Source organism: Aliivibrio sp. S2TY2 (assembly GCF_028765525.1).
Lineage (GTDB): Bacteria > Pseudomonadota > Gammaproteobacteria > Enterobacterales > Vibrionaceae > Aliivibrio > Aliivibrio finisterrensis_A.
In genome coordinates this window covers 132,125-147,399 of sequence record NZ_JARACS010000003.1, presented here as the reverse complement: position 1 = coordinate 147,399, position 15,275 = coordinate 132,125, and the positions used below count along the sequence as shown (strand labels likewise).

At 40.4% G+C, this 15,275-nt stretch carries 13 protein-coding genes; 7 read left to right on the top strand and 6 right to left on the bottom strand.

The features are described from left to right. Window positions 1-109: 109 nt before the first annotated feature. The 4 genes from PVK63_RS07055 to PVK63_RS07040 all read left to right on the top strand — a co-directional run bounded on the left by PVK63_RS07055 (window position 110) and on the right by PVK63_RS07040 (window position 4,575). Window positions 110-1,087 (top strand): tripartite tricarboxylate transporter substrate binding protein, encoded by a 978-nt coding sequence (locus PVK63_RS07055; protein WP_274440162.1) that lies wholly within the window; start codon window positions 110-112, stop codon window positions 1,085-1,087. Between the two features lie 124 nt (window positions 1,088-1,211). Next, window positions 1,212-1,712 carry a tripartite tricarboxylate transporter TctB family protein gene (locus PVK63_RS07050; RefSeq protein WP_274440189.1) on the top strand — a complete coding sequence of 167 codons (501 nt, stop codon included), beginning with the start codon at window positions 1,212-1,214 and terminating at the stop codon, window positions 1,710-1,712. A gap of 16 nt (window positions 1,713-1,728) precedes the next feature. Further along, window positions 1,729-3,255, top strand: a complete 1,527-nt coding sequence (locus PVK63_RS07045; RefSeq protein WP_274440161.1) for a tripartite tricarboxylate transporter permease — start codon at window positions 1,729-1,731, stop codon at window positions 3,253-3,255. Window positions 3,256-3,378: 123 nt separating this feature from the next. After that, entirely contained in the window at window positions 3,379-4,575 is a 1,197-nt protein-coding gene (locus PVK63_RS07040; RefSeq protein WP_130044198.1) for a DEAD/DEAH box helicase, read from the top strand. Window positions 4,576-4,665: 90 nt separating this feature from the next. Here the strand turns inward: PVK63_RS07040 and PVK63_RS07035 are convergent, their stop codons facing one another. Genes PVK63_RS07035 through PVK63_RS07020 form a run of 4 tightly spaced genes read right to left on the bottom strand, consistent with a single transcriptional unit; the run spans window position 4,666 to window position 8,389 of the window. After that, window positions 4,666-5,550 (bottom strand): patatin-like phospholipase family protein, encoded by an 885-nt coding sequence (locus PVK63_RS07035; protein ID WP_130086044.1) that lies wholly within the window; start codon window positions 5,548-5,550, stop codon window positions 4,666-4,668. 20 nt (window positions 5,551-5,570) lie between these two features. Next, window positions 5,571-6,041: a Cys-tRNA(Pro) deacylase gene (gene ybaK, locus PVK63_RS07030; RefSeq protein ID WP_130044196.1), complete on the bottom strand. Its 471-nt coding sequence runs from the start codon at window positions 6,039-6,041 to the stop codon at window positions 5,571-5,573. 26 nt (window positions 6,042-6,067) lie between these two features. Then, window positions 6,068-6,742 carry a response regulator gene (locus PVK63_RS07025; RefSeq protein WP_130044195.1) on the bottom strand — a complete coding sequence of 225 codons (675 nt, stop codon included), beginning with the start codon at window positions 6,740-6,742 and terminating at the stop codon, window positions 6,068-6,070. A gap of 45 nt (window positions 6,743-6,787) precedes the next feature. Next, window positions 6,788-8,389: an ATP-binding protein gene (locus PVK63_RS07020; RefSeq protein WP_274440160.1), complete on the bottom strand. Its 1,602-nt coding sequence runs from the start codon at window positions 8,387-8,389 to the stop codon at window positions 6,788-6,790. 215 nt (window positions 8,390-8,604) lie between these two features. Between PVK63_RS07020 and PVK63_RS07015 the strand changes: the two genes are divergently transcribed. Beyond that, the gene (locus tag PVK63_RS07015; protein WP_274440159.1) at window positions 8,605-10,359 is read left to right on the top strand and encodes a formate--tetrahydrofolate ligase; all 1,755 of its coding nucleotides are present in this window, start codon (window positions 8,605-8,607) and stop codon (window positions 10,357-10,359) included. A gap of 103 nt (window positions 10,360-10,462) precedes the next feature. Beyond that, the gene (locus tag PVK63_RS07010; RefSeq protein WP_130044192.1) at window positions 10,463-10,963 is read left to right on the top strand and encodes a YfbU family protein; all 501 of its coding nucleotides are present in this window, start codon (window positions 10,463-10,465) and stop codon (window positions 10,961-10,963) included. A 217-nt stretch (window positions 10,964-11,180) separates the two neighbouring features. Here the strand turns inward: PVK63_RS07010 and PVK63_RS07005 are convergent, their stop codons facing one another. After that, window positions 11,181-12,221, bottom strand: a complete 1,041-nt coding sequence (locus PVK63_RS07005) for a porin (protein ID WP_274440158.1) — start codon at window positions 12,219-12,221, stop codon at window positions 11,181-11,183. 506 nt (window positions 12,222-12,727) lie between these two features. Between PVK63_RS07005 and rlmA the strand changes: the two genes are divergently transcribed. Beyond that, the gene (gene rlmA, locus PVK63_RS07000; protein ID WP_274440157.1) at window positions 12,728-13,540 is read left to right on the top strand and encodes a 23S rRNA (guanine(745)-N(1))-methyltransferase; all 813 of its coding nucleotides are present in this window, start codon (window positions 12,728-12,730) and stop codon (window positions 13,538-13,540) included. Between the two features lie 91 nt (window positions 13,541-13,631). Here the strand turns inward: rlmA and clcA are convergent, their stop codons facing one another. After that, window positions 13,632-15,068 carry a H(+)/Cl(-) exchange transporter ClcA gene (gene clcA, locus PVK63_RS06995; RefSeq protein WP_130048719.1) on the bottom strand — a complete coding sequence of 479 codons (1,437 nt, stop codon included), beginning with the start codon at window positions 15,066-15,068 and terminating at the stop codon, window positions 13,632-13,634. Window positions 15,069-15,275 lie beyond the last annotated feature (207 nt).

Here is a 15,275-nt window from a genome sequence, read left to right as displayed (position 1 = left end):
AAAAGCAGTATGTACCTAGAACGACAACAACCCAAAGAGGTTGCTCACTCTACAATCAGGTCTCACAAGATAATTACAGCGAGATTTGAACCATAAGGAAATGTTATTCATGCTTACTTCATTTAAAAAACAGTTCACGGCTTCAATAATTGCAGCCTCTTTTGCACTATCAGGCTCAGCAATAGCGGCCGAACTTGAAAAAATTCACTTCATCATTCCAGGTGGTGCTGGTGGTGGTTGGGATATGACCGCTCGTGGTACTGGTGATGTATTACTTAAATCAGACATTATTGAGCAAGCGTCATACCAGAACCTTTCTGGCGGCGGCGGCGGTAAAGCCATTGCACATTTAATCGAAACAGCAGAACGCCAACCAGACACTTTAATGGTTAACTCTACACCTATCGTTATCCGTTCTCTCAGTGGTATTTTCCCACAATCATTCCGTGATCTAACGCCTATTGCGGCAACCATCGTCGATTACGGAGCGATTGTTGTAAATAAAGACTCTAAATACACAAGCTGGGAACAAGTCGTTGCTGATTTTGAAAAAGATCCTCGCTCAGTGAAAATTGCCGGCGGTTCAGCGCGAGGCAGTATGGATCACCTAGTAGCGGCGGCTGCTTTTAAAGGCGAAGGATTTGATGCAAGAAAAGTACGCTACATTGCTTATGATGCCGGCGGTAAAGCCATGGCTGCCTTACTGTCTGGGGAGACACCTCTGCTTTCAACAGGTCTAGGTGAAGTGCTTGAAATGTCAAAAAGTGGCCAAGTTCGCATTCTGGCTATCACAGCACCAAAACGTTTAGAGAGTGCACCTGATATCCCAACACTAACTGAATACGGCAATGACACCGTCTTTGCAAACTGGCGTGGTTTCTTCGCCGCGCCTGGGACGCCACAAGCGAAAATCGACGAGTACAGAGAAGCCTTTGATAAAATGTATGAAACAGAGCAATGGGCTGTCGTTCGTGACCGTAATGGTTGGATTGATAATTACAAAGCAGACAAAGACTTTTATATCTTCCTTGAAGAGCAAGAACTACTAATGGGTAACCTAATGCGTGAGCTTGGCTTCTTGAAGTAAAACCTTTAGCTGTCTTGAATAATTAATGATTCCCGGATATGACTCATTAATGTTCCTGCTACATCCTCCTTGCACCGTTAGTTCAAGGCAGCTTTCTTTACCCGATTCAATCTACCTTTCTTTAATGGACTTATGGAGAGAACTCATGTCGTACTCTAGATCTTCTCTACTATGCCGAGACCGTGTTGGCGCTATCATTTTTCTACTTGTTTGCCTCTGCTACGGCTACCAAACCAGTTTGATTCCTTTATTTCCCGGCGATGAATACGAACCCTTCACCGCTAGAACCTTGCCTTATATGCTCACTTTTGCTGGCATTTTTCTCTCACTCATACTGATTGTTTCAGCTCAACCCGATGAAAAAAGTGGTGCCGTTTTAGGTTTTAATTGGAAACTCTTATTTGGTTTTATCACTTTAATGGTGCTGTATGGCATTGGCTTAACTTGGCTTGGCTTTGTATTAGCAACAAGCTTATTTCTGCTTGCTGGCTTCTACTTATTAGGAGAGCGACGCAAACCAGTACTATTTGGTGCTTCTTTCCCATTTGTTACTGGCTTTTGGTTACTTCTTACTAAAGGTTTAGATATCTATCTAGAACCTGGTTATCTTTTTCTTGCTTGGTAAACCCTAGGACTTAATTATGTTAGATGGAATTTTAGCAGGCTTATCAACAGCGATTATGCCAACCAACTTAATGATGGTTATGATTGGCTGTTTTGTGGGTACATTCATTGGTATGTTGCCAGGCCTTGGCCCTATCTCTGCCATTGCCTTAATGATCCCTATCAGTTACGGTCTTGACCCAGCGTCAGGCATGATCTTAATGGCAGGTGTTTATTACGGTGCCGTTTTTGGTGGTTCAACCTCGTCAATACTGATTAATGCTCCCGGTTGTTCATCAACCGTAGTTACAGCTTTTGATGGTTATCCAATGGCACAAAAAGGCCAAGCAGGTAAAGCTCTCGCACTTGCGGCCTATTCCTCTTTTACTGGCGGAACACTCTCTGCAATCATGCTTTTAATCGCTGCGCCAGCACTAGCAAAAGTGTCGTTAAGCTTTCAATCCTCCGATTACTTTGCCCTAATGTTAGTCGGTTTATCGGCTGTTGCTGCGTTTGCAGGTAAAGGCCAAGTCATTAAAGCTTGGATGATGACAGTGCTTGGTTTAATGCTTTCAACAGTAGGCATCGATAAAGGGGTTGGCGTAGAGCGCTTTACCTTCGGCTTAACCGATTTAATGGATGGTTTCAGCTTCTTACTACTGGCAATGGCAACTTTCGCATTAGGGGAAACCTTAATGGGAATACTCAAACCAGAGCAAGACACTCGTGATGATGAACAGAGTAAAATGTCAGATCTTGGTAGCATGAAAATAACCAAAGAAGAAGTAAAAGAGGTGGCGCCTGTTGCGATTCGCTCATCCATTCTTGGCTTCTTTACCGGTGTATTACCGGGTGCTGGCGCAACCATTGCTGCATTTTTAAGTTACGGTATGGAGCGAAATCTAGCACCAAAAGAGAAAAAAGAAGAATTTGGTAAAGGCAGTATTCGTGGGTTGGTAGCCCCTGAATCAGCAAATAACGCCGCATCAAGTGGGTCATTTGTTCCACTACTGACTCTTGGTATTCCAGGTTCAGGTACGACAGCAATCATGCTAGGTGCCCTTATTGCTTACGGTATTCAGCCAGGTCCAAGATTGTTTGTTGATCACCCTGATATTTTCTGGTCGGTTATTATCTCAATGTACTTTGGTAATATCGTTCTGGTTATCCTAAATTTACCCTTGATTCCATACATCTCAAAATTGCTTGCGATACCAAGAACCGTATTGATGCCAATGGTTTTATTCTTCTCAATCACAGGGGTGTATTTAGTCTCTTTTAATACAATTGATGTTTTCATCATGATCTTAATTGCGATGGTCGCTATTGCGCTTCGGCTAGCTAACTTCCCCCTCGCCCCCTTATTACTTGGCTTTATCTTGGGTGGAATGATGGAAGAGAACTTACGACGAGCATTAATGATAAGTGATGGTGAGTTAAGTTTCTTATGGGAGCGTCCAATTACCTTTACCTTTACTGCAATCGCAGCCGTCGTACTAATCCTTCCAATGGTACTGACATTCGTTAATAAAATTATCCGACCTAAGTTCGCGGTAAAATCGTAATCAATTAATTTAATCGTCTACACATAGGCGCCAATGATAAAGGATCATTGGTGCCTATTCCCCTGCTGTCATTTCTTTTTTTCATGCTACAATCGCCCTCTATTTATATATCTGAGATTTCACATGCCATTTTCCAAACTTGGGTTAAGCGATCCAATTTTAAAAGCCATCGACGAGCTGGGTTATAAAGCCCCTACTCCAATTCAAGAAAAAGCCATCCCCGTTGCGCTTACTGGAAAAAACCTGATTGCTGCTGCGCAAACAGGTACAGGTAAAACAGCTAGCTTTGTATTACCTATTTTAGAAATCCTCAGCGAAAATCAAACTAAAGTTCGAGCTAAACGTGTTCGTGCATTAATTTTAACGCCAACGCGTGAGCTAGCAATTCAAGTTGAAGACAACATTCAGAAGTACAGCAAGCACATTGATATTGCATCATTAGCTATGTATGGCGGTGTTGATTATAAAAACCAAAAAGAACGCCTAATTGAAGGGGTTGATGTTCTGGTTGCGACGCCGGGTCGTTTGCTTGATATGTACACACAGCGTGCAATTCATTTTGATGAGATTGAGATCTTAGTTCTTGATGAAGCCGACCGTATGTTAGATATGGGCTTTATTGAAGACATCAACAAAATCATTGAGCGCTTACCATTAGATCGCCAAAACATGCTGTTCTCAGCAACACTGTCTGATCAAGTTCGTTATTTAGCAAAAACAGCGGTAAATAACCCAATTGAAATTACTATTTCGCCAAAAACGACCTCTGCACCACAGATTGACCAATGGCTAACAACGGTAGATAAAGATAAAAAATCAGCACTACTGAGCCACCTAATTAAAGAAAACAATTGGGACCAAGCGCTGATCTTTATTGAGACAAAGCATGGTGCAGCGAAGCTAGTAAGCCAGTTAGAGAAACGTGATATTCGAGCTGAAGCTTTCCACAGTGGCCGAAGCCAAGAAGCACGAGCAAAAGTGCTGAATGACTTTAAAGAAGGCAAATTACAATACTTAGTTGCTACTGGTATTGCGGCTCGTGGTATTGATATTGATGAACTAACGCGCGTAGTAAACTATGACCTACCTTTCCCGGCAGATGACTATGTGCACCGTATTGGTCGTACTGGCCGTGCGGGAGCAAAAGGTGAGGCTATCTCATTTGTTTCTAAAGACGATTTTAAGAATCTATGTATGATTGAAAAACGTCTTGGCCACTTAATTGTGCGTAAAGAAATTGAAGGCTTTGCGCCACGTAAAGAAGTGCCTATTTCTATTTTGAACTTTAAGCCAAAAAGAAAACCAGAATCAAAAGCGTAATCACTTAATCACGTTTTCATCTTTATTAAGATAAATAAAAAACGCCCAAGCTTAATAATAAGTTCGGGCGTTTTTATATCGATTGTTCACTTATAGCAAATATTTTAAAGCGTGCTCCGCTCTCTCATAGCCTAAATCGATCATCTCTGCCGTACGTTCGAACTCAAAAGTACCGCACGCGTCTCGCGCTATTTCAACCGTAATATCAGGCGGGTAAGCGGCCAACTTTTGTCTTGCAATGGTGCTCTGCATTGCATCAAATGCTTGGTTGGCAATATCATACATTCCTAAGTCAATTCTTGAAGTTTTTGCGGTTAACGAACCAAAATAGTCACTGACTTTTCGGTGAAATGGCATCTCTTCTTCAGGCTCTTGTGCTGAAATATCCACCTGATTAATTTCAAAATCATCAAGTTTATGGGTCATCTCACCCGCTAAATTGACCGCTAAAGTGATATCCGAATGATCACCAAACGTTGGTGCAATCGGCACTGGGTTTAATACACCACCATCAATTAACGTTTTGCCATTAAACTCTATAGGCATTAGATACAAAGGCAATGAGATAGACGCTCGAATGGCTTGCAATAACGATCCTTTTTGCAGCCATACTTCTTTTTCGTTACTAATATCAGCCGCTACCGCGGTATAAGGAATGGCTAAATCTTCGATATGCAAATCACCAAGAATGTCACTCAAACGGTTCATTACTTTCTCGCCTTTAATAAGCCCGCCTTTTCCCCAGTTAAAATCCATCAAAGAAACAATATCAAGCTTGGTAATGGTTCGCATCCAATCTTCAAATTCATCCAGTTTTCCTGCTGCGTACACTCCACCAACAACCGTACCAATAGAACAACCAGAGACAGATACAATCTCAAAATCATGTTCTTCTAACCAGCGGATCACGCCGATATGAGCAAGACCTCTCGCGCCACCACTTCCAAGAACAAGTGATACTGTTTTTTTCTTCATAGGGCTTCTCCCTTCCATGATTACTCTGCTTTAATATCCATAAACTGTGCGTTTAACACTTGTTGTAAAGCACTAGGAGCCAAGCCAATATCTAGCCCTCGTTTACCACCACTGACATACATGGTTTCAAACTGTTCAGCACTATTATCGATCACGGTTTTCAATCGTTTCTTCTGACCAAGAGGACTCACGCCTCCCATCACATATCCAGTGGATTTTTGAACTAAGGCGGGATCTGCCATTTTGGCTTTTTTTCCACCAACGGCTTTAGCGATTAACTTCATGCTTAAATGAGCAGCAACAGGAATAATGCCCACAACAAGTTCTTTTTCATCCACTTGAACGACTAAGGTTTTAAATACCTCTTCATGAGGCAAACCCAGCTTTTCTGCCGCTTCTAACCCATATGCTTGAGCTTTTGGATCATGATGGTACTCAAGCACTTGGTGATCTATTTTTGCTTTCTTTAATAATTTCGTTGCTGGTGTCATTTGTTGTTAATACCTTAAAAAATAGGCTATGCCTTAAAGTATGTTCGCTCTGGTCGCCCAACGCTGCCATAAGAGAGGTCAGCACTTAATTCTCCAGAGCTAATCAAATATTCTAAATAACGGCGAGCTGTGGTTCGACTTGCCCCAATTAACTCTCCAGCCTGATCTGCAGTTAACTGTTTTTCATGGCTAAATAGTTGGCGAACTTTCTCTAACGTGACGCCATCAATGCCTTTAGGCAGCCTTGCTACTGACTGTGCTGTAGTAGAGTGCAACATTGCATCTACCATGCTTTGATCAATATCAACACGATTAATAAATTGCTGCTTTTGGCTTAAATATTTATTAATTGCTTCTTCGAGTCGACTAAATATAACAGGCTTTAGCAGATAATCTACCACACCACCACGCATGGCTTCTTGCAGCGTATTCACATCTCTATCTGCGGTAATTAATATTACATCAGGGGACGACTCTTTCTGGCGTAATTCACGCAATATATCAAGGCCATTACCATCAGGAAGATAAATGTCCAATAACACCAAATCTGGATTTAGCACCTCAAACAAGAGAGTCGCTTCTTCCTTACTGGCAGCAATGCCAATCACCTCGACGGAATCAATTTTTTCAAGATTACGACGGTGTATTTCTGCAATACCAATATCATCTTCGACAATAACAATGCTGATTTTACTGCTCACACAATACCCTTTTGTTTATTCTTTATATTTATAAGATTGGCTGCTCTATGAATGCAACTCTTTTGGCAAATAAATGGTCATCAAAGTTCCTTTCCCTACTTCACTTCTGACCGTAAATTCTCCGCGATAATGGTCGACTAATTGCTGAATAAGATGTAAACCAACACCACGACCTTTATCTGATTTTGTTGATACTCCTCTTTGAGTCAACTGTTTAAAGGTAAATGCCTGTGGTAGGCCACACCCTTTGTCTTCAACCTCAATAATAACTTCTTGCCCAAAATCAGTAATGCTCACCACGATAGGTGCAAAATCCCCCATGGGTTTACTTAACGTTGCCTCAAAGGCATTATCAATTAAATTTCCAATAATGGTCACCATATCCTCCGCTCGAATATGCAGAGGAAGCACACTTAATTGCGTACCGTCTTCAATATCAAGCAATAGTCCAAGCTCTCTAGCGCGTTCACTTTTACCAAGTAAGACACCCGCAATCATCGGCTCTGAGATACTCTCTCGTAAAAATTCAATCAGTTTTTGATAACGCTTACTCTCTTGCCCAATGATCTGCTGCACCTCTTCAATTTTTCCTAACTGAATTAGCCCACTAATTGTATTTAACTTATTTCGATGCTCATGAGTTTGTGAACGCAATAAATCGGCATATTGTTTGACTTGAGAAAGCTGAGTCGTTAATTCACTTATCTCATCTTTACGTCGAAAACTGGATACCGCGCCAATCACGACACCATCCATTTTAATCAACTCTCGATTTGCAATTACAGCCTGACCATTTAATAACAGTTCAATATCGTGTTCTGATTGCTGTGTTACTAAAAGCTTAGTTAAATCACTGTCTGGCAACACTTCAATAAACAACTGATTTAAAGATTGCTTAGGATCGATCCCTAATATGTCACAGGCACTTTTATTGATAGATCTGAGCTTACCATTGGCATCAATACTTAACACGCCTTCACGTAGCGTAGACAAAGTAACTTGCTGCTCTTTGTATAAACGCCCAAAAGCTTCAGGTTCAAAGCCAAAAATAGACTTTTGAAAGCGTCTTGCAATAAAGTTGGCAATAATCGCATTAGCAAAAATCACCAATACCGCCATCCCAAGAAAGAAACTAAGAAAATGAGATACCTTGCTGTCTATAGTAGTTAATAGATAACCAACAGAAACCACCCCGATAATATTACCTTGCTGGTCGAAAATTGGCGTTTTGCCTCGCACAGAATGACCTAAGGAGCCTTTAGCATAGGAAATATAAGATTCTCCCAACTGTAAGGCTTGTTGGTTATCTCCACCTTGCATCGCTTTTCCAATACGCTCCTTAATTGGGTGAGCAATACGTATTCCTTTTTTATTACCAACCACTATAAATGCAGCACCAATAGAGGTTCGTAATCGCTCTATTTTCTCTTCAATTAATGTCGGTGCATTTTGTTCTACTGCTGAAATGACGATCGGGGATTGAGCAAGAAACCGAGCAACCCCTAATGCTTTATCCCCACTGTCTTGAGATTCCCAGTGCTTGATATACAAAAAGGCACAAAGAGACAAAATGAGTAATTTACCGATACCCGAAATGGTCATCACTACTAACAATCGACGTCGAAAACTCAGATCACGCCAAGACATTCACACCTCACACTTCCCTATAGATAAACAAAGGGTATCACAACCCATTAACCTAATCTTAAACCTTGTTCATACTCTTGATCACATCAAATAAATATTTCCATTTATTCCATAGTAAACCTAGGGAATTAATTCAATATCACCTAAGTTCTGTGGTATAAAAAGCGCGCTTCTTTTCAGCATTTTTAACTCTTCCCTAAAAGGTTCCCGTTACTATGAAAAGCGATATTGAAATTTGCCAAACTGCGACACTTACCAGAATGAAAACGATTGCGTCAAACTTAGGACTGCATGATGATGACATTACCCCACAAGGTCGCTATAAAGCAAAAGTCAATATTGACGCCTTAAAACACCTTGAAGATAAACCAAATGGTAAGCTTATTCTTGTTAGTGCGATTACTCCAACACCGCTTGGCGAAGGAAAAACAGTAACAACTATTGGATTGGCTCAAGGTCTAGCAAAATTAGGGGAATCCGTTAGTGCCTGTATCCGACAGCCGTCTATGGGACCAGTATTTGGTGTAAAAGGTGGTGCTGCAGGTGGTGGTTATAGCCAAGTAGCTCCGATGGAAGAATTAAATTTACACCTAACTGGTGATATTCATGCGATTACCGCGGCACATAATTTAGCTTCTGCGGCCATTGATGCTCGTATCTACCATGAGCAACGCCTAGGTTACGAACTATTCTCTGAAAAGAACGATCTTCCTGCATTACGAATTGACTCTAACCGAGTAGTTTGGAAGCGAGTAATGGACCATAACGATCGTGCGCTTCGTATGGTGACCATTGGTAAAAATGAAGATGGAAAAGCCATTAATGGTTACGAACGTGAAGATGGTTTTGATATTACCGCTGCTTCTGAATTGATGGCTATTCTGGCACTGGCAACCGATCTTCAAGACTTACGTCAACGCATCGGCCGTATTGTCGTGGCTTATAACCTGGATGGTGAACCTATCACTACAGAAGATCTTCAAGTCGCAGGTGCAATGACCGTTACCATGAAATTTGCTATTAACCCAACCTTGATGCAAACGCTAGAAGGTGTCCCTACCTTTGTTCACTCGGGTCCTTTTGCTAATATCGCCCATGGTAACTCTTCTATCATTGCAGATAATATCGCTTTAAAACTAACGGATTATACCGTTACAGAAGGTGGCTTTGGCTCAGATATGGGTTTAGAGAAAGCCTGCAACATTAAAGTACCATTAGCAGGAAAAGCACCTGATTGTGCTGTGCTTGTTGCAACGCTTCGAGGTATAAAAGCGAACTCAGGCCTATTCCCGTTATCACCAGGTCAAGCTTTGCCTAAAGCTCTATTCACTCCAAACCAAGAAGCCTTAAATGCAGGGCTAGAGAATTTACAATGGCACATTAGTAACTGTGCTAAATACGGTCTTCCTGTTGTTGTAGCCATTAACCGTTTCCCTGAAGACACTCAAGAAGAGTTGGATTTCTTACAACAATGGATTTCAGCACAAGCATCAGAAACGAATGTCGATGTCTCTATCAGTGAAGCATTCGTAAAAGGTGGTGAAGGCGCAAAAGAGCTCGCTTCAAAAGTTATCGCAGCTTGCAAAAAAACCACTCAATTTACCCCACTATACACAAGTGACATGAGCTTATTTGATAAGTTAAATGCCGTTGCAATAAAAGGTTACGGTGCAGAACGAATCGAATTATCAGAAAAAGCACAGCAGCAATTAGAACAGTTTGAGCAATTAGGTTACCAATCTTTGGCTGTTTGTATGGCAAAAACGCCCGCTTCTATTTCTACCGATGGCAACATTAAAGGTGCACCGACCGATTTCATTGTACCTATTCGTGAATTAAAACTGTGTGCCGGTGCTGGATTTATATACGCATTGTGTGGCAATGTGATGACCATGCCTGGCTTACCTGAAAAGCCTGCTTTTATGAATTTAGACATTGATACAGACGGAAACATCATCGGACTCAGCTAAGATCACATAACTTAATATAGATCATATTCTATGTGCTACATTTACTGTTAATCTAGCTTCAACTTTTTATACAATTTTACTTATAATTTTTGAGGTTATCCTGATGGATATGACAAATGCTCAACGCTTAATTCTTTCAAACCAGTATTATTTAATGTCACAGATGGATCCTGCTAATGCAGCAAAATACCAACGCCAACAGTTAATTGTTGAGCGTGGTTATGAACTGCAGATCCGCGAACTGGATAAAGATTTTGGTTGTATTACAGAAGCAGAATGTCGTGAGATCATTGATTTCATGGAGATGTACCATGCAATGCAAGAGTCTTACAACATGCTAGTACCTGAGTGTCAGGCAAAGGTTGATGCTCGTCGCCTTCAGTTCTTAGGGTTTGATGTAGCTACAGAAGCACAACAAGTAAATTACGTTCGCTTCTTAACAAGCTCTGAAGGTTTATACCCTCAGTTTGATAAAGCCGATCACCACTTTAACAGTCAAATGCCGATGATGGATAAATACCGTCGTATGCTAACGACATGGCGCAACTGCCCACGTCAATATCACTTATGCTCGACTGAATTAGCGCAAATTTTTAACGCTTAATTTCTATATAAATAAGTTAAAGCATAAGAATTCTATTTAAAATCCTCGCATTAGCGGGGATTTTTTATGCCTGCAATTTACTATTTTTACCTTTTTATCTAAAAGAAAAAAATCCCCACTGACGGATCAGTGAGGATTTTGGTTTTCTAACCTGATTGATAGTTAACTAAGAATCCACCCTTATAGATTTAAAGCAATATCAATATTGTTGGTCAGATTAGAATTCATAACGAAGACCTAAGTGGTAGTAATCTTCTTCAGCATCGTTCCAGCCAGACCAGATATTTGTGTTACCTGTCCCGTTGTCACCGTTACGCATTACGTAACTTGTGTAGATAGAAGAGCGAGCTGTTAAGTGATATTGAACTTCTAACGTTGTATCTTTGTATTCTGCTTCATCACCACCGGTGTTTTCTAATGCGCGGTAACCAGCGCGAGCAGTCCAATCATCATTAATATTATATACAGCTGTTAATTCGTAGCTCTTATCTTTTGATTTGTCAGAATATACACCTTCAATTTCATCTTGGTTATACATAGCACCAAGAGTTAATGCATTTAACTTATATTGAACACCAGCACCCCAGAATGTGTAATCGCGATCGGCATTATTACCAGTATCACCTGTACTATTTACTTGATATGCCGCAATAGGAATTAACTGTCCTGCATCTCCCATATCAAAAGTATAGCGAGCTACCGCATTATAAGAACCATCTTGGTTTGATTCTGAATTACCTAAAATATAAGCAACAGACATGTCAAATGCACCAAAGCTGTTTTGGTATTGAAGTGTGCCATCTTGACGGAAAGTTTGAGCTGCTGAATTATCAACAAGTTCAAGCTGACGACCAATTAATACATCAGATGCCGCAAATACATCACCTACATCAGAAAGCATGATGATACCAGATGCTACACGACCAAAGGTTACTTTACCCGCTTCTGAAGCATCAATACCAGCCCAAACATAACGAGGGTCTAAACCACCATCACCACGAGATTCAGCAGCGTTTACTGAATATTCAGCCCAACCAATTACAGATACTTGATCATTAACAACTTGAGAGCCACCAAGACCGATACGTGCATCAAAATTACCAACAGCATCATCAGATTGACGGTCAGTTATGTTAAAGCCTAAACGGCTATACATATCAATTGTTGAACCATCTTCGGCAGTATAAACCGTTGCTGCTGTTGCAGAACCAGCCATTAGAAGTGCCGGTACTGCTAGTGCTAAAAGTGTCTTTTTCATAAAATCGCCCTATATATTTAAATTGGTTTAGTTCTTTAATTGAGACCATCAATCTTATTAAGACCAAACTCTAAAATTTTTGTAATCCGTTTAAATGTTTCTCTAAATCCGTTGAGATGAATCATGCCTTATTAATTCGCCCTGAAAAATAAAGACCAAATAAACTATGATCAACTTCAAAAACGGCCTACATAAAAAAACATAAATCAATTTATAACAATGAGTTAACGGAATTACTTCATTTTATAATTTATAACTATTGCGATTAGCTCCAAGTCAGATCACATTTTTCGCTGCTCTAATTAACAAACAAAGAGATCTAGATCACTCTAGATAGAGAACAAAAAAGGTCTTGTTAGTTTCTATTAGGTACTGTATTTGAAGTGGGTCGCATTATTAATTTTGAGACAAAAAATAAATAGACCGATATTATTTTCACTGCTAGCTCTTTTTATTAGATAAATGAAGAAGTACACTGCTGCCTCAATCTAATTTCAGGTGTGGTTATGTTTTATCAGTGCCCTTTATGCCAACACGAGTTGCGCTTTGCCAACAATCAATACCGTTGTGAAAACAACCATCAGTTTGACAACGCAAAAGAAGGTTATGTAAACCTAATGCCAGCTCATCACAAGCGTTCTAAAAATCCAGGTGATAATAAAGAGATGATGCAAGCTAGGCGTGCTTTTTTAGAAGCTGGACATTATCAGCCTATGCAACAACACGTTGCCGAGTTATGCCAAAAATATGTGACCAATGATGAAGCAAGCCTACTTGATATTGGTTGTGGTGAGGGCTATTACACCTCAAAAATTGCAGAATATTTACATAGTGAAAATGCTAATGTCTATGGATTAGATATTTCCAAAGTCGCGATTAAATTCGCAGCCAAGCGTTATCTAAATTGCCAATTTAGCGTTGCCTCTAGCCATCGTTTGCCCTTCCCTGATCAAAGCCTAGATGCTGTTGTTCGTATTTATGCACCATGTAAAGCAGAAGAATTACACCGCGCAATTAAAAATGGCGGTTATCTAATTACCGTTACCCCAGCCAGCCATCATTTATACGAACTTCGTGAAGGAGTGTATGGTGAAGTTCGCCTGCATGATGAAACAGCAGAAGCTCTTACTGACTTTGAACTTATTGAAGAGAAAAAATTAACTTACGATATGCGCTTGAACGGCTTAGAAGCATTGCATTTATTAGATATGACACCATTTGCTTGGAAAGCAACAGCTGACTTTAAAACTGAGCTGAAAGAAAAGTCAGAATTTGATTGTAAAGCGGATTTTATGATTAGAGTGTATAAAAAAGCATAGTCTATTTATCATTATTATAACCATCTGAAAGATGAAAATTCAGATGGTTATACCAATGTAACTAACTAAATGATAATTCTTGGAAGTGAAATTACTTATTTTCTGTATTCGCATTAGCAATACTTTGATCAACCTTCTGTAACCCACTCTCCTCCGCCCTCAACTCTTTATCTTTCAATAAAGACTGTTTTAAAAGTGCAGAATATAACGGTTGCCCGCCCAATGCTTGAGCAATAAACGTCGCACCAAGTGTTGTCACTAATAGCGGTAAGATCAACTGATAATTATTCGTCATTTCAACCACAAGGATAACACCTGTCACAGGGGCTCTTACTGTGGCGGCAAACAATGCTCCCATCCCTGCGATAGCATAAACTCCGGGATTTGATATCCAACCGGGAAACCATGCTGACATTACCACACCATAAGATAAACCAAGTAAGGTACCTAGCGCTAACATTGGGGCAAAAATTCCTCCCGGGGCACCTGATGAAAAACAAGCAACGGTAACAATCACTCGTAGTACAAAGAAACCAACCATGATCATCCATGCCATTGGGCTATAAAACATCTCAGTAATGATTTCCATCCCACTGCCAGATAGTTTAGGAGCCACTAAATGCAACAAAGCAAAAGTACCGCCAAACGCTGCGCCCATAAGCACAATACGAGACAATTTATTTTGGTGGTAGTCTTTAACCTTACTCGTTCCTTTTAAAATCCATTTATTAAAGTTCACCCCAATAATGCCAAAGATAATCCCCAAAATGGCAAAAAGAATCAGTGAACGTAATGGCGGGACATCAAAACTTGGAATCGTTAAAAATGCTTCTTGTCCATGTAAAGAACGCATCACTATCGTTGCTACCGCTGTGGCTAATGTCACACACTTTATTGAAGTGATGTTATAACGAAACTGAGGACGCATCTCTTCAACCACAAACAAAATGCCAGCAAGAGGCGCGTTAAATGCCGCAGCTAAACCTGCCGCCGCCCCTGCTGCTGTTAATATATGAGAAGAGTGACTAAATCGTTTACCTTTACATGCGATCATTCTACCAACAGCACCACCAATTTGAATTGATGGCCCTTCACGGCCAAGCACCATTCCTGAACCAATCGTTAATGTGCCTGCAATAAATTTAATCGGCAATACACGAGCCCAACGGATCTCTTGAGTGCCATCAAGAGCCCCTTCAATATGAGGGATCCCACTACCCGCAGTCTCTGGTGCAAATCGAAAAGTAAGCCAAAAACCAGCAGCAGCCATCGCAGCCCCCGCTAATACCGCAGCAACAGGCGCTAAATACTCAGAATAAGGAAATGAATGAATGAAGTTGAGACGTTGTTCACTGATCAATCGAATTGAGGCTTCAAATAAAGCGACGACAGATCCGGCAATACCGCCAACCAATGCCGATAAGAAAAGCAGCGCATAATAATCAGTTTGTGTGGTTAGAAATTTTGGCGTAGTACGATGCTTTAGCATCCCACCTTGAAAAAAACGAAAATTGGGTGATTTTGGCATTTATCGTATCAACTTAGCACGTAAAGAGCATTGGCAGCGTAATTATAATAAGAACACAAATAATTATACGCTTCGGCAACGGATAGACCCTAACCATTTACAAAAACTTAGATTGATTAAATGACCAAGATCGACTTTTGATATAAATCAAATAAATCACTTCTTCATTTTTCGTTACAAAGTTCATTAAAATAAAAAACCCGTAGA